The organism is Streptomyces sp. NPDC013317 (assembly GCF_055563155.1).
In genome coordinates, this window is sequence record NZ_JBVHDX010000004.1 from 542,235 (window position 1) to 566,340 (window position 24,106).

Annotated in this window: 21 protein-coding genes, 4 tRNA genes, 1 other RNA gene and 1 pseudogene; 14 read left to right on the plus strand and 13 right to left on the minus strand. The window is 72.6% G+C overall.

Annotated features, from left to right (window positions below):
• Window positions 1–25 precede the first annotated feature (25 nt).
• Window positions 26–955 (minus strand): NADP-dependent oxidoreductase, encoded by a 930-nt coding sequence (locus ACZ3IJ_RS15230; RefSeq protein WP_467468277.1) that lies wholly within the window; start codon window positions 953–955, stop codon window positions 26–28.
• 171 nt (window positions 956–1,126) lie between these two features.
• Between ACZ3IJ_RS15230 and ACZ3IJ_RS15235 the strand changes: the two genes are divergently transcribed.
• Entirely contained in the window at window positions 1,127–1,768 is a 642-nt protein-coding gene (locus ACZ3IJ_RS15235; RefSeq protein ID WP_467468279.1) for an MBL fold metallo-hydrolase, read from the plus strand.
• Window positions 1,765–2,787: a quinone oxidoreductase family protein gene (locus tag ACZ3IJ_RS15240; RefSeq protein WP_467468281.1), complete on the plus strand. Its 1,023-nt coding sequence runs from the start codon at window positions 1,765–1,767 to the stop codon at window positions 2,785–2,787. Before ACZ3IJ_RS15235 ends, ACZ3IJ_RS15240 begins: the two co-directional genes overlap by 4 nt.
• 98 nt (window positions 2,788–2,885) lie before the next feature.
• Here the strand turns inward: ACZ3IJ_RS15240 and ACZ3IJ_RS15245 are convergent.
• Window positions 2,886–2,973: transfer RNA gene (locus ACZ3IJ_RS15245), tRNA-Ser, on the minus strand.
• Between the two features lie 108 nt (window positions 2,974–3,081).
• Between ACZ3IJ_RS15245 and ffs the strand changes: the two genes are divergently transcribed.
• The 6 genes from ffs (at window position 3,082) to ACZ3IJ_RS15275 (ending at window position 11,578) form a co-directional block, all read left to right on the plus strand.
• Window positions 3,082–3,180, plus strand: an RNA gene (gene ffs, locus ACZ3IJ_RS15250) — signal recognition particle sRNA small type.
• Between the two features lie 36 nt (window positions 3,181–3,216).
• On the plus strand, window positions 3,217–5,379 hold the full coding sequence (locus tag ACZ3IJ_RS15255) for a DNA polymerase III subunit gamma and tau (RefSeq protein ID WP_467468284.1): 2,163 nt from the start codon (window positions 3,217–3,219) through the stop codon (window positions 5,377–5,379).
• A gap of 61 nt (window positions 5,380–5,440) precedes the next feature.
• Entirely contained in the window at window positions 5,441–6,691 is a 1,251-nt protein-coding gene (gene purD / locus ACZ3IJ_RS15260; protein WP_467468286.1) for a phosphoribosylamine--glycine ligase, read from the plus strand.
• 217 nt (window positions 6,692–6,908) lie between these two features.
• Window positions 6,909–8,921: a M48 family metalloprotease gene (locus tag ACZ3IJ_RS15265; RefSeq protein ID WP_467468288.1), complete on the plus strand. Its 2,013-nt coding sequence runs from the start codon at window positions 6,909–6,911 to the stop codon at window positions 8,919–8,921.
• Window positions 8,922–9,101: 180 nt separating this feature from the next.
• Window positions 9,102–10,562, plus strand: a complete 1,461-nt coding sequence (locus tag ACZ3IJ_RS15270) for a N,N-dimethylformamidase beta subunit family domain-containing protein (RefSeq protein ID WP_467468290.1) — start codon at window positions 9,102–9,104, stop codon at window positions 10,560–10,562.
• A gap of 104 nt (window positions 10,563–10,666) precedes the next feature.
• Window positions 10,667–11,578: a phosphoribosylaminoimidazolesuccinocarboxamide synthase gene (locus tag ACZ3IJ_RS15275; protein WP_467468292.1), complete on the plus strand. Its 912-nt coding sequence runs from the start codon at window positions 10,667–10,669 to the stop codon at window positions 11,576–11,578.
• Window positions 11,579–11,629: 51 nt separating this feature from the next.
• Here ACZ3IJ_RS15275 and ACZ3IJ_RS15280 read toward each other — a convergent pair.
• The 8 genes from ACZ3IJ_RS15280 to ACZ3IJ_RS15315 form a co-directional block, all read right to left on the minus strand.
• Window positions 11,630–11,705 (minus strand) — tRNA-Gly (locus tag ACZ3IJ_RS15280).
• 22 nt (window positions 11,706–11,727) lie between these two features.
• The gene (locus ACZ3IJ_RS15285) at window positions 11,728–12,342 is read right to left on the minus strand and encodes a response regulator (protein WP_467468294.1); all 615 of its coding nucleotides are present in this window, start codon (window positions 12,340–12,342) and stop codon (window positions 11,728–11,730) included.
• Entirely contained in the window at window positions 12,339–13,571 is a 1,233-nt protein-coding gene (locus ACZ3IJ_RS15290; RefSeq protein ID WP_467468296.1) for a sensor histidine kinase, read from the minus strand. The genes ACZ3IJ_RS15285 and ACZ3IJ_RS15290 overlap by 4 nt, the downstream gene beginning before the upstream one ends.
• Before the next feature lie 76 nt (window positions 13,572–13,647).
• Window positions 13,648–14,412, minus strand: coding sequence for an ABC transporter permease (locus ACZ3IJ_RS15295; RefSeq protein ID WP_467468298.1), 765 nt, complete (start codon window positions 14,410–14,412; stop codon window positions 13,648–13,650).
• Window positions 14,409–15,374 (minus strand): ABC transporter ATP-binding protein, encoded by a 966-nt coding sequence (locus ACZ3IJ_RS15300; protein ID WP_467468300.1) that lies wholly within the window; start codon window positions 15,372–15,374, stop codon window positions 14,409–14,411. The genes ACZ3IJ_RS15295 and ACZ3IJ_RS15300 overlap by 4 nt, the downstream gene beginning before the upstream one ends.
• Window positions 15,375–15,514: 140 nt before the next feature.
• Window positions 15,515–15,587, minus strand: a tRNA-Gly gene (locus ACZ3IJ_RS15305).
• Between the two features lie 79 nt (window positions 15,588–15,666).
• Window positions 15,667–15,738: transfer RNA gene (locus tag ACZ3IJ_RS15310), tRNA-Gly, on the minus strand.
• Window positions 15,739–15,850: 112 nt separating this feature from the next.
• On the minus strand, window positions 15,851–16,204 hold the full coding sequence (locus tag ACZ3IJ_RS15315) for a histone-like nucleoid-structuring protein Lsr2 (protein ID WP_352189735.1): 354 nt from the start codon (window positions 16,202–16,204) through the stop codon (window positions 15,851–15,853).
• 324 nt (window positions 16,205–16,528) lie between these two features.
• Between ACZ3IJ_RS15315 and purS the strand changes: the two genes are divergently transcribed.
• From purS to ACZ3IJ_RS15335, 4 genes and pseudogenes are all read left to right on the plus strand, one after another.
• Window positions 16,529–16,798, plus strand: a complete 270-nt coding sequence (gene purS, locus ACZ3IJ_RS15320; protein ID WP_352189734.1) for a phosphoribosylformylglycinamidine synthase subunit PurS — start codon at window positions 16,529–16,531, stop codon at window positions 16,796–16,798.
• On the plus strand, window positions 16,795–17,475 hold the full coding sequence (purQ, locus tag ACZ3IJ_RS15325) for a phosphoribosylformylglycinamidine synthase subunit PurQ (protein ID WP_467468304.1): 681 nt from the start codon (window positions 16,795–16,797) through the stop codon (window positions 17,473–17,475). The genes purS and purQ overlap by 4 nt, the downstream gene beginning before the upstream one ends.
• The gene (gene purL / locus ACZ3IJ_RS15330) at window positions 17,475–19,724 is read left to right on the plus strand and encodes a phosphoribosylformylglycinamidine synthase subunit PurL (RefSeq protein WP_467468306.1); all 2,250 of its coding nucleotides are present in this window, start codon (window positions 17,475–17,477) and stop codon (window positions 19,722–19,724) included. Before purQ ends, purL begins: the two co-directional genes overlap by 1 nt.
• 65 nt (window positions 19,725–19,789) lie before the next feature.
• Window positions 19,790–20,010: pseudogene (locus tag ACZ3IJ_RS15335) on the plus strand (peptidoglycan DD-metalloendopeptidase family protein); the annotation flags it as partial.
• On the opposite strand, the gene ACZ3IJ_RS15340 reads toward ACZ3IJ_RS15335, so the two are convergent.
• Entirely contained in the window at window positions 19,998–20,402 is a 405-nt protein-coding gene (locus ACZ3IJ_RS15340) for a nuclear transport factor 2 family protein (protein WP_467468308.1), read from the minus strand. The pseudogene ACZ3IJ_RS15335 and the gene ACZ3IJ_RS15340 overlap by 13 nt on opposite strands.
• 86 nt (window positions 20,403–20,488) lie before the next feature.
• Between ACZ3IJ_RS15340 and ACZ3IJ_RS15345 the strand changes: the two genes are divergently transcribed.
• Both ACZ3IJ_RS15345 and ACZ3IJ_RS15350 read left to right on the plus strand, forming a co-directional pair.
• Window positions 20,489–21,277 (plus strand): maleylpyruvate isomerase family mycothiol-dependent enzyme, encoded by a 789-nt coding sequence (locus ACZ3IJ_RS15345; RefSeq protein ID WP_467468310.1) that lies wholly within the window; start codon window positions 20,489–20,491, stop codon window positions 21,275–21,277.
• A 74-nt stretch (window positions 21,278–21,351) separates the two neighbouring features.
• On the plus strand, window positions 21,352–22,182 hold the full coding sequence (locus ACZ3IJ_RS15350) for an META domain-containing protein (protein ID WP_467468312.1): 831 nt from the start codon (window positions 21,352–21,354) through the stop codon (window positions 22,180–22,182).
• Between the two features lie 19 nt (window positions 22,183–22,201).
• On the opposite strand, the gene ACZ3IJ_RS15355 is transcribed toward ACZ3IJ_RS15350, so the two are convergent.
• Entirely contained in the window at window positions 22,202–23,662 is a 1,461-nt protein-coding gene (locus ACZ3IJ_RS15355) for a sulfatase family protein (RefSeq protein ID WP_467468314.1), read from the minus strand.
• 214 nt (window positions 23,663–23,876) lie between these two features.
• Window positions 23,877–23,969 (minus strand): putative leader peptide, encoded by a 93-nt coding sequence (locus ACZ3IJ_RS15360; protein WP_352189727.1) that lies wholly within the window; start codon window positions 23,967–23,969, stop codon window positions 23,877–23,879.
• Between the last annotated feature and the right edge of the window lie 137 nt (window positions 23,970–24,106).

A 24,106-nucleotide genomic window follows, 5' to 3' on the forward strand; every position in this document is an offset into this window, starting at 1 on the left:
CTGTCGACGGCTGTGCCGCTCCGGTTCAGTCAGGCTGGACCGCAAGGACGATCTTGCCCCGCACATGGCCGGTTTGCACGAGTTCATGCGCGCGCGCCGCCTCCGCGAGGGGGAACTCGGCGCTGACGTGGACCCGGACCTCGCCCCGCTCCGCCATCGCCACCAGCTCGGCCAGATCGGCCGGGTCGGGGCGGACGAACACGTAACGTCCGCCGAGCCCCGTCACGTCGCCGGAGATGGAGGCGAGCCGCCCGCCCGGCCGCAGCAGCTCCGGCGAGCCGAAGAGGGTGTCGCCGCCCATGAGGTCGAAGACGGCGTCGACGCCCCGGGGAGCCAGGGCGCGCACCCGGTCGGCGAGCCCGGGCCCGTAGGTCACCGGCTCGGCCCCGAGCGACCGCAGGAAGTCGTGGTTGCGCTCGCTCGCCGTCCCGATGACCCGGGCGCCGAGTGCGCGGCCGATCTGCACGGCGAGCGAGCCGACCCCGCCGGCCGCCGCGTGGACGAGCAGCACGTCGCCGGCGGCGATCCGCAGATGACGGCGGAGCGCCTGGTACGCGGTGAGACCGGCGGCCGGAAGTCCGGCCGCGGCCCGCGGGTCGAGGGAGGGCGGCCGGTGCGCCAGGGTCCTCACGGGTGCGGCCACCAGCTCGCCGTACGTACCGCGCTGCATGTGGTCGCAGCGGACGTAGCCGACGACCTCGTCGCCGGGGGCGAACTCGGTGACGCCGAGGCCGGTGCGCTCGACCACGCCGGACAGGTCGCACCCCATCACCAGGGGGAAGTGGGACTCGAACCAGTCGTCGATGTAGCCCTCGCGGATCTTCCAGTCCGCCGGGTTGACGCCCGCGTACCGCACGCGGACGAGCACGACGTCCGGCCCGAGGCGCGGCTCGGGGAGGTCCATGAGTTCCAGGACCTCGGGCCCTCCGTAGCGCTGGACGGCGATGGCCTTCACGTGCGAACCCCCTGATGGGACGACGACCGTACGGGTATGGGGCGCCGGCCCCGGTTCGGGCCCCGGTTCGGGCGCGGGACGCCGGCACCGCCACTATACGAGTTCTGAGCCAGGGTTCTGCGACACAACCGGTAATTGACATATGACCGAGGTCTCGGTCAGAGTCGCGTCATGCTCGTACTGTCCGCCTCCACCGGCAAGTTCGGCACGAACGTCCATCTCGTCGCCGCAGGACCGGGAAATCCCTGCCTCATCGTCGACCCCGGGCACGACTCCGCCGAAGCGGTCCGACAGGCCGTCCGCGCCCACCGCCTGGAGCCCGAGGCCATCCTCATCACCCACGGCCACATGGACCACACGTGGGACGCCGTGCCGCTCGCCCGGCACTACGGAATCGCCACCTGGATCCACCCCGCCGACCGCTACCAGCTCGGCGCCCCCGCCCGGGGACTGCCCGACTCCTTCCCCCGCGAACTCCTCGTCGGACACCCCGACGAGGAGCCCGACGAGGTGAGCGAACTCCCCGCAGAGGGAGGTGAGCTGACCTTCGCGACCGGCCCCGTCACCGTGCTCCACACCCCCGGCCACACCGGGGGTTCCGTGATGTTCCGCTTCGACGGAGGAACCGACCCGCTCCTCGCGACCGGGGACAGCCTCCTCGCCACCGGCCCCGGGCGCGCGGACGCGCCGGGTGCCAGCCCGGCCGGTCTGGACAGCTCCCTTCGCATGATCGCCGGCCTGTGCCCGGACGAGACCCGGCTGCTCACCGGCCACGGCCCCTCCACCACCTTCAGCGAGACGGGAATCCGATGACGAACACCGCCCAGACCTCCACGCCCCCCGGAGACCGCATGCGCACCGTCCGGTTCGAGTCCTTCGGCGCCCCGTCCGTCCTCGGCGTCGCGGACGTCGCCGTGCCCGAACCGGAGGCCGGGCAGCTCACGATCGACGTCCGGTACGCGGGCGTGAACTTCGCCGAAGTGATGTTCCGCCGGGGCCAGTTCCCCGTGGACCTGCCTCACTTCCCCGGGCTCGAGGCCGTGGGCACCGTGCGCGCCGTGGGCGGGGGCGTCACCGGCTTCGAGGTCGGCGACCGCGTGGCCGCCCTCACGCTCGGCGGCGGTGGCAACGCCGAGGTGGTCGCCGTCGGTGCCGAGCACGCCGTCCGTCTCGACGGCGACCTCGCCGAGCTCGACGGCGCCGTCGCGGCGGGCGCCCTGTGCAACGTCACCACCGCGCTGGGCGTCCTCACCTCGGCGGGCCGTCTCGCGAAGGGCGAGACCGTCGTCGTCCTGGCCGCCGCCGGCGGCGTCGGCACGGCAGCCGCGCAGCTCGCCCGCTCGCTGGGCGCCGCCACGGTCATCGGCGTGACGAGCTCCCCGGCCAAGGCCGCGTACGCCCGCGCCTACGGCTACGACAGCGTGGTCTCCTACGACGAGCTGGAGCGCGAGGTGGCCGAGCGGACCGGCGGAGCCGGCGCCGACCTGGTCCTGGACTCCGTCGGCGGCGCGTTCCGGTCGTCCGTGACCGGCCTGCTGGCGGCCTTCGGCCGCCACGTCATCTTCGGCAACGCCGCCGCCGAGGACGTCACCTTCGAGGGCAACCACCCCTGGTACACGAACAGCTCCCTCGCCGGCTACAACCTCGGCGGCGTCGCGGGCCGCGCCCCGGCACTGCTCCGAGCCCACCTGGAGCAGGCCCTGACCGAGGTCGCCAAGGGCACCGTCCGGGTCGACGTGACGGTCCTGCCGCTGCGCGACGTGACGCGCGCACACGAACTCCTGGAGACGCGGGCCTCCACCGGCAAGTACGTCCTGGACGTCCGGAGCTGACCCGGTCCCGGTGTCTCCGTCGGCGGAGACACCGGGAAACGCCGAAGGGCCCCACCGCGAACGGTGGGGCCCTTCAACGAATTGCCCGGTGAGAGCAATGGCGGAGGATACGAGATTCGAACTCGTGAGGGGTTGCCCCCAACACGCTTTCCAAGCGTGCGCCCTAGGCCTCTAGGCGAATCCTCCGCCGCAAACAATACAAGACGCTGAGGGGTGCTCGCGAACGTGATCCAGAACGGGGTCGCCCGGTCGGGATCGGGGGGTCGCGGGGGTCCTGGGATCGGGTACCCTTGGCGGAGCCCCTCACGTGGCGCTATCTGACTGAACTCCCCCAGGGCCGGAAGGCAGCAAGGGTAGGTCGGCTCTGGCGGGTGCGTGGGGGGCGCTTGCGTTCCCGGGTTGTCGGTGGGCGCCTATAACCTCGTATACGTGTCGTCTCTCGCGCTGTACCGCCGCTACCGCCCCGAGTCCTTCGCCGAGGTCATCGGGCAGGAGCATGTCACCGACCCGTTGCAGCAGGCCCTGCGGAACAACCGGGTCAATCACGCGTACCTGTTCAGCGGGCCGCGCGGCTGTGGCAAGACGACCAGTGCGCGCATCCTCGCGCGCTGTCTGAACTGTGAGCAGGGTCCCACTCCCACGCCCTGCGGGGAGTGCCAGTCCTGCCGTGACCTGGCGCGGAACGGGCCGGGCTCGATCGACGTCATCGAGATCGACGCCGCCTCCCACGGTGGTGTGGACGACGCCCGTGACCTGCGCGAGAAGGCCTTCTTCGGGCCCGCCTCCAGCCGGTACAAGATCTACATCATCGACGAGGCGCACATGGTCACCTCGGCGGGGTTCAACGCCCTGCTGAAGGTGGTCGAGGAGCCGCCGGAGCACCTCAAGTTCATCTTCGCCACGACCGAGCCGGAGAAGGTGATCGGGACGATCCGGTCCCGTACGCACCACTATCCGTTCCGGCTCGTGCCGCCCGGCACCCTGCGGGACTACCTGGGCGAGGTCTGCGGGCGCGAGGGCATCCCCGTCGAGGACGGCGTGCTGCCGCTCGTCGTCCGTGCGGGCGCCGGATCCGTGCGTGACTCGATGTCCGTGATGGACCAGCTGCTCGCCGGCGCCGCCGACGACGGTGTGACATACGCCATGGCGACCTCGCTTCTCGGCTATACGGACGGGTCCCTGCTCGACTCGGTCGTGGACGCCTTCGCCGCCGGTGACGGCGCGGCGGCCTTCGAGGTCGTGGACCGCGTCATCGAGGGCGGGAACGACCCCCGCCGCTTCGTCGCCGACCTGCTGGAGCGGCTGCGCGACCTGGTGATCCTCGCCGCCGTTCCGGACGCCGCAGAGAAGGGGCTGATCGACGCCCCCGTGGACGTCGTGGAGCGCATGCAGGCCCAGGCGTCCGTGTTCGGCGCGGCCGAGCTGAGCCGCGCGGCCGACCTGGTCAACGCCGGACTGACCGAGATGCGGGGGGCCACCTCGCCCCGGCTCCAGCTGGAGCTGATCTGCGCGCGCGTGCTGCTGCCCGCCGCCTTCGACGACGAGCGGTCGCTCCAGGCCCGGATCGACCGGCTGGAGCGCGGCGCGGCGGCCGCCCCGGCCTCCGCCGCCGTCTTCACGGCCGGTCCGCCCGTGCCCGCCATGGGGTACGTCCCCGGGCCCGACGCCCACACGCCGATGGCCCCGCCCCCGCCCGCCCCGGTCGCCCAGACCCCCGCACCGCAGGCCCCCGCACCGCAGGCCCCCGCACCGCAGGCCCCCGCACCGCAAGCTCCCGAGCCCGCGCCCGTACAGCAGCGGCCCGCCGCGGAAGGGCCGCGGCCCGGTGCCTGGCCCGGGGCCGCGAGCCCCGCCGCACCGGCCGGCCCCGCCCCCGGCGCCTGGCCGGGTGCCTCCGCCCCCGCGCCCCAGGCCCCCGCCCCCGTGCCGCAGGCCGCCGCACCGGCCGCCGCGTCCGCCCCGACCGGCGACCCGGCCCAAGGCGCCGCCCAGGTGCGGAACATGTGGCCGTCGATCCTGGACGCGGTCAAGAACAGGCGCCGCTTCACCTGGATCCTGCTCAGTCAGAACGCCCAGGTGGCCGGGTTCGACGGCACCACCCTCCAGCTCGGCTTCCTCAACGCCGGCGCGCGCGACAACTTCGCGAGCAGCGGCAGCGAGGACGTCCTGCGCCAGGTCCTGGCCGACCAGTTCAACGTGCAGTGGAAGATCGAGGCGATCGTCGACCCCTCGGGCGGTGCGACCCCGCCGCCCGCCGCGACCGGCTTCGGCGGCGGACGCCCGGCCCAGACGCCCGCCCCGCAGCAGCCGTGGTCTTCCTCACAGCAGAGCCCGCAGGCCCAGCAGCCCCCGCAGGGTCCGCCGTCCCAGTCGTCGCACCAGCCCCCGGGCGCGTCCGCCGCGCCCGCCTCGCAGGCGCCCGCGGCCGCTCCCGCACCGCAGAGCCAGCCGTACTCCCCGCCGCCCGTCGCGCCCGAGGACGACGTACCTGAGGAGGACGACCCGGACCTCGTCGACTCCGCCCTCTCGGGCCACGACCTGATCGTGCGCGAGCTCGGGGCCACCGTTGTGGAGGAATACACGAACGAGTAGGGACGTCTCGCTCGGTGGCCCGCACAAGGGGCAACCCGCCGCGCGGGCTACCCTGGCTGGCGTGAAGGTCCTCGTCATCGGCGGCGGCGCCCGCGAACACGCCCTGTGCCGCTCTCTCTCCCTCGATCCCGACGTCACCGCTCTGCACTGCGCGCCCGGCAACGCCGGAATCGCGGAGGTCGCCGAGCTGCACCCCGTCGACCAGCTGGACGGCGAGGCCGTCGCTCGGCTCGCCGCCGACCTCCAGGCCGGCCTGGTCGTCGTCGGCCCGGAGGCCCCGCTCGTCGCGGGTGTCGCCGACGCCGTCCGCGCGGCCGGCATCCCCTGCTTCGGCCCGTCCGAGCAGGCGGCGCAGCTGGAGGGCTCCAAGGCGTTCGCCAAGGACGTCATGGCCGGCGCCGGCGTCCCGACCGCCCGCAGCTACGTCTGCACCACCCCCGAGGAGATCGACGAGGCGCTCGACGCCTTCGGCGCTCCGTACGTGGTGAAGGACGACGGCCTCGCGGCCGGCAAGGGCGTCGTCGTCACCGACGACCTGGCGGAGGCCAGGGCCCACGCCCTCGCCTGCGGCCGGGTGGTGATCGAGGAGTTCCTGGACGGCCCCGAGGTCTCCCTCTTCGCGATCACCGACGGCGTCACCGTCCTCCCGCTCACCCCCGCGCAGGACTTCAAGCGCGCGCTCGACGGCGACGAGGGCCCGAACACCGGCGGCATGGGCGCGTACTCGCCGCTGCCCTGGGCCGACCCCAAGCTGGTCGACGAGGTCATGGCCACGGTCCTCCAGCCGACGGTCGACGAGCTGCGCCGCCGCGGCACCCCGTTCCAGGGCCTGCTGTACGCGGGTCTGGCGATCACCAGCCGTGGCGTGCGGGTCATCGAGTTCAACGCCCGCTTCGGCGACCCGGAGACCCAGGTCGTCCTGGCCCGGCTGCGGACCCCGCTGGCGAGCGTCCTGCTGAACGCCGCCAACGGCACCCTCGACAGCGAGCCGCCGCTGAACTGGCACGAGGACGCGGCCGTGACCGTGGTCGTCGCCTCGCACAACTACCCGGGCACCCCGCGTACGGGCGACCCCATCGAGGGTCTGGACGAGGTCGCGGCGCAGGATGCACCGCACGCGTACGTCCTGCACGCCGGGACGAAGCGGGACGGCGACGCGGTCGTGAGCGCCGGCGGCCGCGTGCTGTCGGTCACCGCGACCGGATCGGACCTGGCGCAGGCCCGTGAGCGGGCCTACAAGGCGGTCGGCCGCATCCGTCTGGACGGCTCGCAGCACCGTACGGACATCGCGCGCAAGGCCGCGGGGGAGTGAACCTCTAACCGCCCCGAATCGTCATCACCTTTGCCCAAAGCCATTCCATCGAGTGACGGCTGAGCCATCCGGATGACGCCTGCCGACGCCCCAACTAGGGTGCGGCGCAGGCGTTCCGGCACTTGGCCCACCGGCATTGCGATGTCAGTGGCGGGTGCCACAGTGGGGGAGTGAGCAACACCGCCACAGGCAGTCCCGACGAGGGCAGGAGGGGGTGATGTACGGCGTGTCCGGTACCGGTTCGGTTCCCGGCGAGGAGATGGGTGCGCGCGCCGCGCGCTCCCGGGCCCTCGGCGTGCTCCGGGTCCGCGGCAGGGCGCTGGGCGTCGCCGTGCTCCCGGCCGCCGCGGCCGTGGTCCTGTACGCGGGCGGGGTCACCGGCCACATGACCGGCGCCGGCTGGGACGCGGCCCGCTGGCTCACCACGGCGCTCGCGCTCGTCGTCCTGCTCGCCGCGGCGGCCGTCGCCCTGGTGATCGCGCGCTCCCGGCCCGCCGTCACCCCCACCGTCGAGCTCGCCGAGACCTCGGCCCCCGACCTCTACCGCATGGTGCGGGACCTGGCCGACCGGCTCGGCGTCCCCGCGCCGTCCGCGATAGCCCTGACCCCGGACTGCGACAGCTGGCTCGAGGACCGTACGCATCCGGCGCACCGCCCGGGTCGCACGGGCGCCCTCCGGCGCTCCGACGACGCGCCGGTCCTGGTCATAGGCTCCCCCTTCCTCTGGTGGATGCGGGTCGGCGAGCTGCGTGCCGTCCTCGCCCCCGTCGTCGCGGGTACGGCTCCCTCGGCGCACCCCGACATAGCCGCGGCCCGCCGCTTCGTCCAGGGCCTCGACGCGGCCGTGGCCGCCCCCCGTACCCCCGGGCTCGACCCGGCCCGCAGGCTCGGCGCGCACGCGATCGCGTGGGTCGCCCGGGTCCTGCTGCGCCTCTGCCGCGGACACGCCGCCGAGATGGAGCGGGGTGTCGCCGTCGCGGGCTCCGAGCGCGCACAGGCCGTGGACTACGGCATCCGGATCGTCGCCCAGGAGCAGGTCGGCCTCGCCTACGCGGGCTGGGACCGGCTGCTCACCCGCGTCGCGCTGCCCGCCTGGCGGATGGGCCGCTGGCCGTCGAGCCTGGACGTCGGCGTGGTCGCGGCCCTCACCGAGCTGGCCCGCCGCGACCGCCTCGCCGAGGGCTTCGCCTCCCGGCTCGGCGAGCGACCGGCCTGCGACCTGCTCGAAGAGCCCGGTGCCGTCGACGAGGCGGCCTCGCTGCTCGCCGCCCGGCTCTTCCACGGCGGCCCCGCGGAACCCGGTCCGGACTGGGCCCCGGTCGACTGGAGCCAGTATCCGGAGGAGGTCGTGGACCGGAAGTGGCGCAGCGACGCGGCCCGCCTCCACCAGGTCCTCGACGAACTGGGCGTCCTCACGCCGGGGCGGGGCGCCGCACCGGAGACCCGCATGGGCACCGGTACGCGCATCGGCGCCGGCGACCGCCTCGCCACCGGCACCCGCGTCGGTGCCGGCACGCGCCCCGGCAGCGGCATCGGCCCGGCTCACGGATCCGCCCCTCGCGGAACCGCTGACGGTCCGACGCTTATCCGTGTGATGACCCATCTGTCGGCCCACCCCGAGACGACGGCGACGGCGATGGCGGCGGGTACGGCGACGGCGGACGGCACGCCCGGCACCCCGCCGCCCGCTCCCGCCTCCGCCCCCACGCCCGCCCACGCGACTCCGGTGACCCCGGTGACCCCCGACACCCCTCACGACCCGCAGCTCGCCGTCGACGACGCCGACCTCGCCGACTCCGGCCCCGACCTCGCCGACCCCGACCTCGGTGAGCCGCCGGTCTCCAATCCCACCGCCGACGCCCTGGCCGCCGCTCTCACCGCCCGCGTCGCGCGCGAGGAGGCCGCCGCGCCCGCACCCGCGACGCACACCCCGGCGGGAGCCCCCGGTGGCGACACGCTGCCGCTCTTCCCGCTGCAGCCGCCGCGGACCGGCCGCGATCTCCTCGCCGACCATGTGACGGCGATGGTCTGCTGCGCCGCCGTCGACACCGCCGGCGCGGCGCCCGGCCTCGACTGGCTCGACGGGCCCGCTCTCCTCGTCGGAGGCGTCCGGCCCACCGACCTCACCGCCCGCGTGCTGGCCCTCGTAGAGGACGGCGACCCCGAGCCCCTGAACGCCTGGCTCGCGGAGACGGGCGTACGCCCCGAGAAGCCCGTCCGCCTCGTGTGAGCCGGGACGGCGCCGGAAGCTTGCCTTCCGTTCACGTCAATTAGCGACGAACGGTGACGGAGTGCGTGCGTTATGTGATGTGCTGGAGACCGGCACTGACAGCAGCACATGACAGCCCATGACAGCCATGTGCGACACGACGGCAGACGGCACGCGGGGGAGTCGAGGGAGGGGCGCGTTATGGGGGCGGACCAGATCAGGCGGTGGGAGTCGGGCGCGCTCGCCCACGCCGTCTCGGACCCCTTCGGCCAGGGCCCCCTGCCCTGGCTGCGCGGTTCGGAGAACTACTTCGACGACACGGGCCAGGTCGTCCCGTGGTACGCCGACGAGACGCTCGCCCGCGGCGGCAGCGGCGGTCCGCGCACCGCCGACGACGTACGGAGCCAGATCAAGGGGTTCGTGTCCAACGGGGCCGTGGCGCCCGGCGAGGCGATCGACTTCCACATCACTGTGGACCCGCCGCAGCAGTTCTCGGTCGACATCTACCGGATCGGTCACTACGGCGGCGAGGGCGCCACCAAGGTCACCACCAGCCCCCGCCTCTCCGGCATCGTCCAGCCCGCCCCGCTCGCCGCCGACCGCACGGTCTCCTGCCACCACTGGTGGCAGTCATGGCGCCTGCAGGTCCCGGCCCACTGGTCGATCGGCGCGTACGTCGCCGTGCTCACCACTGTCGACGGCTACCGCTCGCACATCCCCTTCACCGTCCGCGACAGCCACCCTGCCGACCTGCTCCTCGTCCTCCCGGACATCACCTGGCAGGCCTACAACCTCTATCCCGAGGACGGCCGGACGGGCGCCAGTCTCTACCACGCGTGGGACGAGGACGGCCGGCTGCTCGGCGAGCGGGACGCGGCGATCACCGTCTCCTTCGACCGCCCCTACGCGGGCGCCGGTCTCCCCCTCCACGTCGGCCACGCCTACGACTTCATCCGCTGGGCCGAGCGGTACGGCTACGACCTCGCCTACGCCGAGACCCGCGATCTGCACGCCGGCCGCGTCGACCCCACCCGCTACCGGGGCCTGGTCTTCCCGGGTCACGACGAGTACTGGTCCGTCCCGATGCGCCGGACCGTCGAACTCGCCCGCGAGCAGGGCACCTCCCTGGTCTTCCTCTCCGCCAACACCATGTACTGGCAGGTCGAGCTGGCCCCCTCGCCGTCCGGCGTCCCCGACCGGCTCCTCACCTGCCGCAAACGCCGCGGCCCCGGCCGCTCCGCGCTCTGGCGCGAGATCGACCGCCCGGAGCAGCAGCTGCTCGGCATCCAGTACGCGGGAAGGGTGCCGGAGCCGCACCCGCTGGTCGTACGGAACGCGGACCACTGGCTCTGGGACGCCACCGGCGCCGGGGACGGCGACGAGATCCCCGGCCTGGTCGCGGGCGAGGCGGACCGCTACTTCCCGCGCACCGCGCTCCCCGAGCACGAGAGCCGGATCCTGCTCGCCCACTCGCCCTACCGGGACGGCGAAGGCGCCCTGCGCCACCAGGAGACCTCCCTCTACCGCGCCCCGTCCGGTGCCTGGGTCTTCGCCTCCGGCACCTTCGCCTGGTCGCCCGCCCTGGACCGGCCGGGCCATGTCGACGAGCGGATCCAGCGCGCCACGGCGAACCTCCTCGACCGGATCTGCAAACGGGACTGACCGACGACAGGGTCTGACCAGGGCTTCGAAGGGGTCGCGCGCCGAGCCGCCCGGAGAGTGCGAGAGAATCGAACCGCTCCTGGATCAACCTACGCGGAGGAACCGTGTCCGGATTCGTAGAAAAGCCCGAGCCCGTCCAGGTCCCGGGCCTGACCCACCTCCACACGGGCAAGGTGCGTGACCTCTACCGGAACGAGGCGGGCGACCTCGTGATGGTGGCCAGCGACCGCATGTCCGCGTACGACTGGGTCCTGCCGACCGAGATCCCCGACAAGGGGCGGGTGCTCACCAAGCTCTCCCTGTGGTGGTTCGACCGGCTCTCCGACCTCGTCCCGCACCACGTCCTCTCCACCGAGCTGCCGCCCGGCGCCCCCGCCGACTGGGAGGGCCGCACCCTCGTCTGCAAGTCGCTGACCATGGTCCCGGTCGAGTGCGTGGCCCGCGGCTACCTGACGGGCTCCGGCCTCGTCGAGTACGACGCCTCCCGCACGGTCTGCGGCATTCCGCTGCCCGAGGGCCTCAGCGACGGCTCCGAGCTGCCCGCGCCGATCTTCACCCCGGCCACCAAGGCGGCGGTCGGCGACCACGACGAGAACGTGTCGTACGAGGAGGTCGTCCGCCAGGTCGGCGAGGAGACCGCCGCGCTGCTGCGCGACACGACCCTCGCGGTCTACGGCCGGGCCCGTGACATCGCCCGCGAGCGGGGCATCATCCTCGCCGACACCAAGTTCGAGTTCGGCTTCGAGGCCACCGGAGACGGTCCGGTCCTGGTCATCGCCGACGAGGTCCTCACCCCGGACTCCTCCCGCTTCTGGCCCGCCGACCAGTGGCAGCCGGGCCGCGCCCAGCCCTCGTACGACAAGCAGTTCGTCCGTGACTGGCTGACCTCCCCGGCCTCCGGCTGGGACCGCAAGAGCGAGCAGCCGCCGCCCGCGCTCCCGCAGGAGGTCGTGGACGCCACGCGCGCCAAGTACATCGAGGCGTACGAGCTGCTGACCGGCGACGCCTGGTCCTAGGGCGGGGACACGAAGAAGCCCCCGGTCCGAGAGGACCGGGGGCTTCTTTCATGGAGCGGACGACGAGATTCGAACTCGCGACCCTCACCTTGGCAAGGTGATGCTCTACCAACTGAGCCACGTCCGCATGCGCCGTAGCGCGGAGCCAACTATACCCAACCTTTCGCGCGGGCGAGACGCACCGCCGCGTGACGGTTCTCGGCTCCGAGTTTCGCGGCGGCCGAGGAGAGGTAGTTCCGCACCGTCCCCTGCGAGAGCGAGGCCCGCTCGGCGATCTCCGCGACCGGTGCGCCGTCCGCCGCGAGTTCGAGCACCTCGGCCTCGCGCGCGGTCAGCGGGGAGTCCCCCGCGGCGATCGCGTCGGCCGCCAACTCCGGGTCCACGTAACGGTTTCCGGCGTGTACGGAGCGGATGAGCTCGGCCAGCCGCTGGGCGCTCACGGTCTTCGGCACGAAGCCCCGCACCCCGGCCGCGAGTGCCCGCTTGAGGTGCCCGGGACGGCCGTGACTGGTCACGATCATGGTGCGGCAGCCGGGGAGTTCGTCGCGCAGCGATGTGGCGACCCTCACACCGTCCAGCCCCGGCATCTGCAGATCGAGGACGGCGACGTCGGGCCGGTGGGCACGGGCCATGGCGAGCGCCTCGGGCCCGGTGGCTGCCTCGGCCACGACCACGAGGTCGTCCTCCAGGGCGAGCAGCGCGGCGAGCGCGCCGCGGATCAGATGCTCGTCGTCCGCGAGCAGCACACGTACGGGCACGGTCACGCCCCCTTCCGGGCAGTCGGCACGCCGACGGGCACCAGCGCCGTCACCTGGAACGTACCGCCGTGGTGCGGTCCCGCCTCCAGCGTTCCGTCCACCGCCGCGAGCCGTTCCCGCAGCCCCGCGAGGCCCGAGCCCTGCCCCATCACCGCTCCTTCCCGTACGCCGTCGTTCCGTACCGTCAGCAGCACCGAACCGTCCTTCTCCCGCAGCGAGATCCCGCATCGCCGCGCGTCTCCGTGCCGCAGCACGTTGGTCGTCGTCTCCCGCACCACCCAGCCGAGGACCGACTGGACGGCGGCGGGCAGTTCGACGGTGACCGGGTCGATCGCGCACTCGATCCCCGCGGCCCCGAGCACCCCGCGCGCGCCCTCCAGTTCGACGCGCAGGTCCGCGTCGCGGTAGCCGCGCACCACGTCCCGTACCTCCCGCTGGGACTCCCGCGCGATCCGCTGCACCTCGATCATCTGGTCGACGGCCTCGGGCCGTTCGCGCCGGGCGAGCTGTACGGCGAGTTCGCTCTTGAGCGCGATCACCGACAGGTTGCGGCCCATGACGTCGTGCAGGTCACGGCCGAAGCGAAGCCGCTCCTCGGCGACGGCCAGGCGTGCCTTCAGCTCCTTGGAGCGCTCCAGTTCCCAGACCATCCTCATCAGCCAGCCGGAGAACCCACAGGCGGCCACGAGCCCGCCGCCGCTCAGCAGGATGCCCACCGTGTAGCCGAGCGCCTCGCCGAGTCCGACACCCGCCGCCGCGACCGCGCCGCCGGTGGTGAGGGCGGCGAGCGGAGCCACGTAGAGCATGTGCCGGATCCGGTTCATGCACAGGACGAGGCTGCCGAGGGTGAAGGTGACCGTGCCGGTGACGACGGCGGCGGCGACCGCCGGCTCGGCGAGGGCCCCGGTGGCCCGCAGGGCGATGGCGGTCAGCGAACCGGCCGCGGTCAGCGCCACGAGGGAAGCCGCGAGCCGGACCGGGCGCTCGCGCCGGTCGAGGACCCAGTCGAGGGCGCGGGAGGAGAGCACGCCGTTCAGGACGGCGTGCAGGCAGACGAGCGCGGCCAGGGTGGCTGCCAGCGGCAGTCCCAGCGGGCTGCTGTCGCCCTGCGCCACCGTGCCGCCGCCGATGAAGGCGATCTCGAGCAGGACGAAGAAGTGGAAGCTCCACCGGGTGTACAGCTCGACCTTGGCCGCCGTACTGCGACGGCTCCACCACCCCGTCAGCCTGGACACGCGCCCGGCCCCCTCTCTGGCGACGCGGCTCCCAGCGGAACCACCTCTGGCGACGCGGCTCCCAGCGGAACCACCTCTAGCGACGCGGCTCCCAGCGGAACCACCGTCGGACAGCAAACACGGTGAGCACGCCCCAGGCCAATGTGTTGAGTACGGCGGTGAGCAGGTCCTTGGTGTCGCCGACGCCGAGCCAGCCCACGCGGACGAGCTCCATGACACCGCTGGCCGGGAGCAGCCGGCAGAGGTCGGCGACGAGGTCGGGGAGCAGGTCGGTGGGGACCATCAGCCCGGATCCCATGGCGGAGAGGAGGAAGAAGGGCAGGGTGGTGAGCCCCGCGCTCTCGACGTTGCGGGTGATGGCCGTGGTCACGGCGGCCAGGCCGGCGAGCAGCACGATCGCGGCGAGCAGCCCGAGGACGAGCAGCTCGGGCCGGCGCGGCGCGGGCACGTCCAGGGCGAGGGCGCCGCCGACGGTGAGCAGGGCGCACTGGACGAGGGCGATGGCCGCCGAGGGGAGCGCGGCCCCGGTGAGGATCTCCAGGTCGGTCGCCTCCCCGGTCCGCAGCCGCTTGAGGACCAGCTCCTCGCGGCGGGCGACGAGGGCGGACGTCAGGCCCATGTAGACGACGAGGATGAGGACCAGGCCGGTCCCGCCGATGAGGGTGGCGCCCGCCATGCCCATCGGCAGCTCCTCCTCGCCCATCGTCGTGAGCGAGGACCGCAGCACGAAGATCATCAGGAGCGGCATGAGCAGGGCGATGAAGAGGTTGTTCTTGTTCCGTCCGAGGAGGGTGAGTTCGGCCCGCCCCAGCGAGGTCATCCGGCGTGCGGTCGCGTTCATCGGGCGGTCTCCAGGGAGTCGTCGGTGCGGGAGCCGGTGGTGCGGGAGTCGTCGGTGCGGGAGTCGTCGGTGCGGGAGGCTATCTCCAGGAACGCCTCCTCGAGGGAGGCCGAGCGGGCGTCCAGCCCCTCCAGCCGTACGTTCGCCTCGCGGGCCCAGTCGAGGAGTTCGCCGAGCGCGTTCTGCAGTTCGTGCGTACGGATCTCCACGCGTCGTCCCTCCGCCCCGGCCTTCAGGGTGAGCGGGAGCCGGCCGGGCTCGACGCCCTCGGGAAGGGTGAAGCGGATGCGGGCGGGACGGGCGGCGGTGACCTCGGCGGGGGTGCCGGAGAGCACGATCCGCCCCTGGTGCATGATCGCCAGCCGGTCGGCCAGGGACTCGGCCTCCTCCAGGTAGTGCGTGGTGAGGACGACGGTCGTGCCGCCGTCCCGCAGCGCCCGCACCAGCTCCCAGGTGTCGCGCCGGCCCTCGGCGTCCAGGCCGGTGCTCGGCTCGTCGAGGAAGAGGACCTCGGGGCGGCCCAGGAGCGCGAGCGCCAGGTCGAGTCGGCGACGCTCGCCGCCGGAGAGCTGCTTGATCCGTACGTCGCCGCGGGCGGCGAGCCCGACCATCTCCAGCGCTTCGGGGAGCGGCCGGGCGCCGGTGGTGCAGCCGGCCCACATCCGTAGGGTCTCGCTCACCGTCAGGTCGGAGGGGAAGCCGCCCTCCTGGAGCATCACCCCGATCCGGGGCCGGACGGCGGCCGGTTCGCGGTACGGGTCATGGCCGAGGACGTGGACCGTGCCGCCGCTGGGCGCGGCGAGGCCCTCCAGCAGTTCGACGGTGGAGGTCTTGCCGGCCCCGTTGGTCCCGAGGAGGGCGAAGATCTCGCCCTGCGGGACGGCGAAGGAGATGCCGTCGACGGCGGTGAACCCGCCGCTGTAGATCCGGCGGAGGTCGTCGGCCTCGATCACGTTGGTCATGACCTCAGCCTCGCGGCGGACGGAGCCGGTCGGCAGTGCGCGCTGTCATCGCCGCGCATGACAAATGTCAGTACGGGGCCGCGGCATGGGCGGACATGCCGAAGGCCCCGGTTCCTGAGAACCGGGGCCTTCGCTTCCTGAGCGGACGACGAGATTCGAACTCGCGACCCTCACCTTGGCAAGGTGATGCTCTACCAACTGAGCCACGTCCGCATGCCTCCGACCAGCTCTCACTGGGCGGTGCGAGCACCACTCTACCTGATCCACAAGAGTGGTCGGTAATGCGATGCAGAGCGGGTGACAGGAATTGCACACTGCGCCTTCCCCCTGGAAGGGGGATGTTCTACTACTGAACTACACCCGCACGCTGCGTGAGGTCCGGACTTTCGGCCTCGCCCCTCGGCGTGATCCAGACTCTAGCCGATCAGCGGGGGTGCAGTGCAACTCCGTTCGTCGCGGCACGTCGGCCGACCCGGTCAACTGGCCTCGCGGAAGGCCTCGTAGACCCGCTTCGGGATCCGGCCCCGGGCCGGCACGTCCAGCTTGTTGGACTGCGCCCAGGCGCGGACCGCCGCCGGGTCGGGGGCGAGTGCGGTGTGCTTGTACGAAGCCACGGACGCGGGCGCGCCGCTCGCCCTCGCGGCGGCGGCCCGGCCGGTCAGCTTGCGGCCGGCCGCGAGGTAGGGCGCCAGCGCCTTGCGCAGTTTCTTTGCATTGGCGGGATTCAGGTCGATCTCGTACATCTTCCCGTCGAGGCCGAACGCCACCGTTTCCGCCGCTTCTCCGCCGTCGATGTCGTCGAAGAGAGTGACCACTACTCGCTGAGCCACGGATATCGGTCCTTTCGTGCGGTACCACCGTGGCCAGTTCGGCGCTTCGAGCGCCTCTGACGTGCGGCGACACCGGCTTTGCGGCTACTCCGGCGCAATGCTGCTTTCCTCTGTATTCCTTTGTACAGCGGTGGGCGTCGCATTGTGAAGCCCAGCCAATTGCATCCGCGTGTCCCGCCGCAATGGGTCGCGCAATATTTCACTTGAATTTTCCGTGGGGATCTTCGGGTGCGTTTGTAGGGTCCTCCAGTCCTCTACCCGCGTAGAATTTGGAGGCAGGTACGCTGAGGGAACCGCCCACGCAACACACCACCGGGAGTGCCAGTGGCACGCGTCGTAGTCGACGTCATGCTCAAGCCGGAGATCCTCGACCCTCAGGGGCAGGCGGTGCAGCGTGCACTGCCCCGCCTGGGATTCGACGGAATCGCCGACGTCCGCCAGGGAAAGCGCTTCGAGCTGGAGGTGGAGGGACCGGTCGACGAGGCCGCCCTCGCCCGCATCCATGAGATGGCCGAAACCTTCCTCGCCAACACCGTGATCGAGGACTTCACCGTCAAGGTCGAGTCCACGGAGACCGCCGGGGCCTCGTCGTGACCGCACGCATCGGCGTCGTCACCTTCCCCGGAACGCTCGACGACCAGGACGCGCTGCGCGCCGTCCGTCTCGCCGGAGCCGAGCCCGTCTCGCTCTGGCACCGCGACAAGGACCTCAAGCAGGTCGACGCCGTGGTCCTGGCCGGCGGCTTCTCCTACGGCGACTACCTGCGCGCCGGGGCCATCTCCCGGTTCTCGCCGGTGATGGAGCCGCTCATCGAGCAGGCCAGGGCGGGTATGCCCGTCCTCGGCATCTGCAACGGCTTCCAGATCCTCACCGAGGCCCATCTGCTGCCGGGCGCGATGCTGCGCAACAACCACCTGCACTTCATCTGCCGCGACCAGAAGCTGCGGGTGGAGAACGCGGACACCGCGTGGACGTCCGACTACGAGCAGGGCCAGGAGATCCAGGTCCCGCTCAAGAACATGGACGGCCGGTACGTCGCCGACGAGCGGACGCTCGACGAGCTGGAGGCCGAGGGGCGCGTGGCCTTCCGCTACGAGGACCTGAACCCCAACGGCTCGCTCCGCGACATCGCGGGCGTCACCAACGCCGCCGGGAACGTCGTCGGGCTCATGCCGCACCCCGAGCACGCCGTCGAGCCGCTGATCGGTACGGGCCGTACCGACGGCCTCGGTTTCTTCACCTCGATCCTCAAGAAGCTGGTCAACGCCTGATGAGCCTCGACACCGTCAAGCACGCCACCGAGACCCCGGACAGCGAGCAGCCCTGGAAGGAGCTCGGCCTCAAGGAGGACGAGTACGCGCGCATCCGCGAGATCCTCGGCCGCCGTCCCACCGGTGCCGAGCTCGCCATGTACTCCGTCATGTGGTCCGAGCACTGCTCGTACAAGAGCAGCAAGGTCCACCTGAAGCAGTTCGGCGAGAAGGTCCCGGCCAACGACGCCATGCTCGTCGGCATCGGCGAGAACGCGGGCGTCGTCGACGTCGGCCAGGGGTACGCGGTCACCTTCAAGGTCGAGTCGCACAACCACCCGTCGTACATCGAGCCCTACCAGGGCGCGGCCACCGGCGTCGGCGGCATCGTCCGCGACATCCTCGCCATGGGTGCCCGCCCGGTCGCCGTGGTCGACCCGCTGCGCTTCGGCGCGGCCGACCACCCCGACACCAAGCGCGTGCTCCCGGGAGTCGTCGCGGGCATCGGCGGCTACGGCAACTGCCTGGGCCTGCCGAACATCGGCGGCGAGGTCGTCTTCGACGAGTGCTACCAGGGCAACCCGCTGGTCAACGCAGGCTGCATCGGTGTCATGAAGCACGAGGACATCCACCTCGCCAAGGCTTCCGGCCCCGGCAACAAGGTGATCCTCTACGGCGCCCGCACGGGCGGCGACGGCATCGGCGGCGTCTCGGTCCTCGCGTCCGAGACCTTCGACGACACCAAGCCCACCAAGCGCCCCGCGGTCCAGGTCGGCGACCCCTTCCAGGAGAAGCTCCTCATCGAGTGCACCCTGGAGATCTTCAAGGAGAAGCTGGTCGCGGGCATCCAGGACCTGGGTGGCGCCGGACTCTCCTGCGCGACCTCCGAGCTGGCCTCCGCCGGCTCCGGCGGTATGCGGGTCGACCTCGACCGGGTCCACCTGCGCGACGCGACGCTCTCGCCCGAGGAGATCCTCATGAGCGAGTCGCAGGAGCGCATGTGCGCGATCGTCGAGCCCCAGCACGTCGACCGCTTCCTGGAGATCTGCGAGAAGTGGGACGTCATCGCGGTCGTCATCGGTGAGGTCACCGAGGGCGAGCGTCTGGAGATCTTCTGGCACGGCGAGCAGATCGTCGACGTGCCGCCGCGCACGGTCGCCCACGAGGGCCCGGTCTACCACCGGCCGTACGCCCGCCCGGAGTGGCAGGACGCGCTCCAGGCCGACGACGCGGGCAAGCTGCCCCGGCCGCAGAACGGCGAGGAGCTGAAGGACCAGGTCCTGAAGCTGGTCTCCTCCCCGAACCAGGCGTCGAAGTCCTGGATCACGGACCAGTACGACCGGTTCGTGCAGGGCAACACGGTCCTCGCGCAGCCCGAGGACGCGGGCATGGTCCGTATCGACGAGGAGACCAACCTCGGCGTGGCCATGGCCACCGACGGCAACGGCCGGTACGCGAAGCTCGACCCGTACACGGGCGCGCAGCTCGCGCTGGCCGAGGCGTACCGCAACGTCGCCGCCTCCGGTGCGAAGCCGCTGGCGATCTCGGACTGCCTGAACTTCGGTTCGCCCGAGGACCCGGCCGTGATGTGGCAGTTCGCCGAGGCCACCCGTGGTCTCGCGGACGGCTGCCTCCAGCTCGGCACCCCGGTGACCGGCGGCAACGTCTCGCTGTACAACCAGACCGGCGAGGTCGCCATCCACCCGACGCCGGTCGTGGCCGTGCTCGGTGTGATCGACGACGTCAACCGCCGCACGCCGATCGCCTTCGCGGAAGAGGGCCAGCTCCTCTACCTGCTGGGCGACACGCGTGAGGAGTTCGGCGGCTCGGCCTGGTCCGAGGTGATCCACAAGCACCTCGGCGGTCTGCCGCCGGCCGTGGACCTCGACCGGGAGAAGCTGCTCGGCGAGATCCTGATCTCGGCCTCCCGCGACGGCATGATCGACGCGGCGCACGACCTGTCCGACGGCGGTCTGGTCCAGGCGGTCGTCGAGTCCTGCCTGCGCGGCGGCACCGGCGCGCGTCTGGTCGTCCCGGACGGCCTGGACGCCTTCACCTTCCTCTTCAGCGAGTCGGCCGGCCGTGCGGTCGTCGCCGTCCCGCGCAGCGAGGAACTCCGCTTCACCGACATGTGCGGCGCCCGGGGTCTCCCGGCGACGCGGATCGGCGTCGTGGACGGCGAAGAGGTCGACGTGCAGGGCGAGTTCGCCATCTCCCTGGAGGAGCTGCGCGCCGCGCACGAGGCGACGATCCCGGGCCTGCTGGCCTGAGGCGGCGCCTGACACCTCGCACCACGGGAGCCCCCGTCCGGACCATCGGTTCCGGGCGGGGGCTCCGCGGTTCGCTCACCGTGCGGGCGGGCGACCGGGTGGCGGCGGGCCAGGAGCTGGCCCGGTGCGGCGACTTCGGCGACTCCACGGAGCCGCACGTGCACTTCCAGCTGATGGACGGCCCGGACCTGGACACGGCGCGGGCGTGCCGTTCACCTGGCGCGGGGTGGGCGTCCCCGGTAACGGGGAGACGTTCGAGGCGGAACCGGCGGGTTATCCGGCCTGACCCCAGAACGCGTCCGCCTCGTCGATGTCCTCGACGCACTCGTCGATGTCGGTGACCTTGCCGCCCATGATGGTGAAGAAGAGGCCGCCCCTCATCTCGATGCCCCGGTCGCCGCGGTCGCCGTGCCACTTGTGGACGGCCATCACATGACCCCGGCCGTCCGGGTACATGCCCTGCATCTCCACGGTGAACGTGTCGCCGGTCAGCTCCATGCACGTGGCGTACATGGCGAAGATGGCGTCACGGCCTTTGAAGTGGCCCGATATCTGGCTGTTTCCGGGCACGTGGTGCGTGCAGTCGGCGGTCATCATGCCGGCGAGCGCTTCCATGTCGCCTCTGGAGAACGCCTCGTAGCCCTTGCGTACGAGTGTCACATCAGGGTGTTCAGCCATGGTCCTTCGCCCCTCTCGGAAGCCCTCTTCCAGTCTCCGCCGGGGCCTACGGCCCTGCCACACGGCGACGGACTACCCTCGCCCCCATGCCACCGGCCAAGAAGCGCACCCGCAGCTACGACACCGCCAAGATCCGGGCCGCCGTGCTCGCCCAGTTCGGGAACGTGCGGGAGGCGGTGGAGGGGCTCACGCCCGAGCAGCTCGAGGGGCCGACCCGGCTGGGGGAGTGGACCGTACGGGAGCTGGCGGCGCATCTGACGATGGCGGTCGGCGCCGTCGCCCGCGGGCTCGGGGAGCCCGAGCCCGCCCGACAGGAAGTCGCCCTGCTGGACTGGCCGTCGGCGACGGCCACGGCCGCCGCGCGGATCGACGAGGACACCCGGGCGATCGACACGGCCGACCTGGCCGGCCTGTACGAGCGGACCGCCGCGCGGTACAAGGAGGCGATCGCGGGCGTCCCCGACGACCGGCTCGTCCCTATGCGCTTCGGCGCCATGCGCCTGGCCGACTTCCTGGTGACCCGCACCGTCGAACTCGTCGTCCACACCGACGACCTGAACCAGGCGACCGGCCTGGCCGTCCCGTACGACCGGCAGGCCCTGGCCGCCTGTACCCGCCTCCTCGCGGACGCGCTGGCGGTGAAGGCCCCGGGCGGCGCGGTCGAGGTCCGGGTCCCGCCGTTCGCCGTGGTCCAGTGCGTGGAGGGCCCCCGGCACACCCGGGGCACCCCGCCCAACGTCGTGGAGACCGACCCGCTCACCTGGATCCGGCTGGCCACCGGCCGGGCTCGGTGGGCGGAGGAACTGGACGAGGCACGGGTGGGCGCCAGCGGGGAGCGGGCGGACCTCGCCGCCCTGCTGCCCCTGCTGGGCTGAGCGGCCGCCTGGGCCGAGCGGACGCCCGGCGGAGGCGGGCGGAACCGTCCGTACCGTTCGCCCGTCCCATCCCCATGCTGAAGACACGTACCACCGCAGCCACCGCAGTCCTGGCCTCGCTCGTCGTGCTCTCGGCGTGCGGCACGCAGCAGTCCGGCTCGGACCCCGGCGCCGGCTCCGTCGCCCCCGACGTGCCCGTCGCCGGAGCCCACTGGGCGTTCGACACGGTGACGGTGGCGGGCAAGGAGACCAGGGCGCCCGACGGCGCCCACGTCGAGATCGCCGCGGACGGCAAGGCCTCGGGGAACAGCGGATGCAACGGCTTCGGCGCCGAGGTGTCGGTGCGGGGCGACACGGTCACCGTGAAGCAGGGGCAGGGCACCGAGATGGCGTGCCCCGGTGAGCGGGGTGCCTTCGAGGCGGTCCTCCAGAAGGCCTTCACCGGCTCGCTGAAGGCGAAGGTCGAGGGAGACCGGCTCACTCTGACCTCGCCCGACGGCAAGAACGTCCTCGCCCTCACCTCCGAACCGGCCGCCCCGCTGACCGGTACCACCTGGACCGTCGACTCCCTCCTCTCCGGCGACACGGCCTCCTCGCCGCCCAAGGGCAGCGAGGGCAAGGCCACCTTCGTCATCGACAAGGAGGGTGCGGTCCGGGGCAACCTGGGCTGCAACCGGTTCACGGCCACCGCGAAGGTCACCGAGAAGACCCTCACCGTGACCGGACCGGTCGCGACCACCCGCATGATCTGCTCGGGCCCGCAGATGCAGCTGGAGACGAAGCTGTACGACCTCCTCGACGGACCCCTCACGTACGAGGTGCGCCACCGCAGCCTGACCCTCACCGGCGCCGACGGCGAAGGCTTCGCCGCCACGGCGAAGCCGGCCGCGAGCGCGACGCCGTAGGCGTCAGGACCCGTAGGCGTCAGGACGGGTAGGGCAGGAGCCCGGCGTCGGTCCGCTCCCACGCCGCCCGGAGCGCGGCGAGCCGCTCCGGTTCGAACGGGGCACGGTCCGCCTGTTCGCGGGCGTCCCCGGCCAGGTCGAAGAGCTGGTCGCGGCCGCTCTTGCCCCGGTAGTACTTCCAGTCGCCCCGGCGCAGCGCCCGCTCGCCCCGCACCCGCCAGAACAGGTCACGCTCGGCGACCTGCTCGCCGCGCAGCAGATACCCGGCGAGGCTCGTTCCGTCGAGCGGGTAGGCGGGGTGGGGGCGGGCGCCGCCCAGTTCGAGCAGGGTCGCCGTCCAGTCGGGGGTGTACACCGGCAGGTCGCTGACCTGCCCGCCGTCGATCCGGGCGGGCCAGCGCAGGACGGACGGCACCCGGATGCCGCCCTCCTGGAGCGAGCCCTTGTTGCCGGCGAGCGGCCAGTTGTACGAGAACCGCTCGCCGCCGTTGTCGCTGGCGAAGAAGACGAGCGTGTCCTCCTCCCGGCCCGAGCGCTTCAGCGCCCGCAGGACCTCGCCCACCGACCGGTCGAGGTCCTCGACCATCTCCTTGTACTTCTCGATCGAGCCGCCGTCCTGGTGCCAGAGGGCGGAGCGGTCCCCGGCCTTGATCCGTCGGACGATCTCGGCGCTCGTCCCCGTGTCGCCTTCGGCGATCCACGGCCAGTGGGGGGTGGTGAAGTTGAGGTTGAGCAGCCAGGGCTTTCCGTGGTCGCGGGCCACGTACTCGCTCGCCCGCTCGGTCAGGATCCGGGTGTAGTAGCGCAGGTCCTTGTACGCGGCGTCGCCCTCGTAGAGGTCGTACTCGCCGCCGAGGCCGAGCTTGGAGTAGTACTCCAGTGCGCCGCCGAAGTTGCCGAAGAACTCGTCCCAGCCCGAGCGCGTGGGGGAGTAGTCGGGCAGGTAGCCGCAGTGCCACTTGCCGATGAGTGCGGTGGTGTAGCCGGCCTCGCGCAGCCGGGAGGCGAGCGTGGGGTGGGTCGGTTCCAGGCCGACGGACCGGTCGGCGATCGGCTCGGCGAGCCCGCCCTTCGTACGGCCGGGGAAGCGGCCCGTGTAGAGGCTGAAGCGGGTGGGGGAGCAGGTCGCGGAGCCGGAGTAGGCGTCCGTGAACCGGACGCCCTGGCGGGCGAGGCGGTCCAGGTGCGGGGTCCGGATGTGCGGGGAGCCGTAGGAGGAGAGGTCGGCCCAGCCGAGGTCGTCCCCCAGGATGAAGAGGATGTTCGGCCGCCGGGAGTGGCGGCCGCGAGCGGCACGGAACGGGCGCTCCCCGGTCTGCGCGGAACCGCTGTGCGCGGAACCGGTCTGCTCGGAACCGGTGTGCGCGGCGCCCGCCTGCGCGGTCCCGGAACCGGCACCGAGCGCACCGACGGCGGCGGCGGCCCCTACGGCTGCCCCGCCGAGGGCGCGTCGGGACAGGGGGATCTTGGGCGTGGGCATGTGGAGGCTCCTTGGATGGTGCGGGGAAGTCCGGGCGGGCGGCAGAGGACGGCGCGGGGCGGCGCGCGCGGCGGGACGGCCCGGAAAACGGGCCGTCGCTCAGGAGAAGGCGCCCCGGACGGCAGCCGGGCGGACGCCGGGCAGGCGCGGGCCGGGCAGGCGCGGGCCGCGAGGGTCCGAAGGGACTCCCGCGATCAGGGGCGCGTGGCTGTGATCAGGCGCAGCGACAGATCGCGCTGGCCACACGGACGAGGTCCACGTGTCGGCGCGCGACGAGGGTGACCGCACGGTCACGCACAGGCTGCATGCCGGGGAGCCTTGCCCAGAGCGCGTACACCTGTCAACGGGCGTCCCACTCCCCGGAACACGCGCCCCTCCGGGCACCCGTCCGCGTGGGCCGGCGTCGCGCGGTGCGACTCCCGTCACACTCCGGACCCTCCGCGG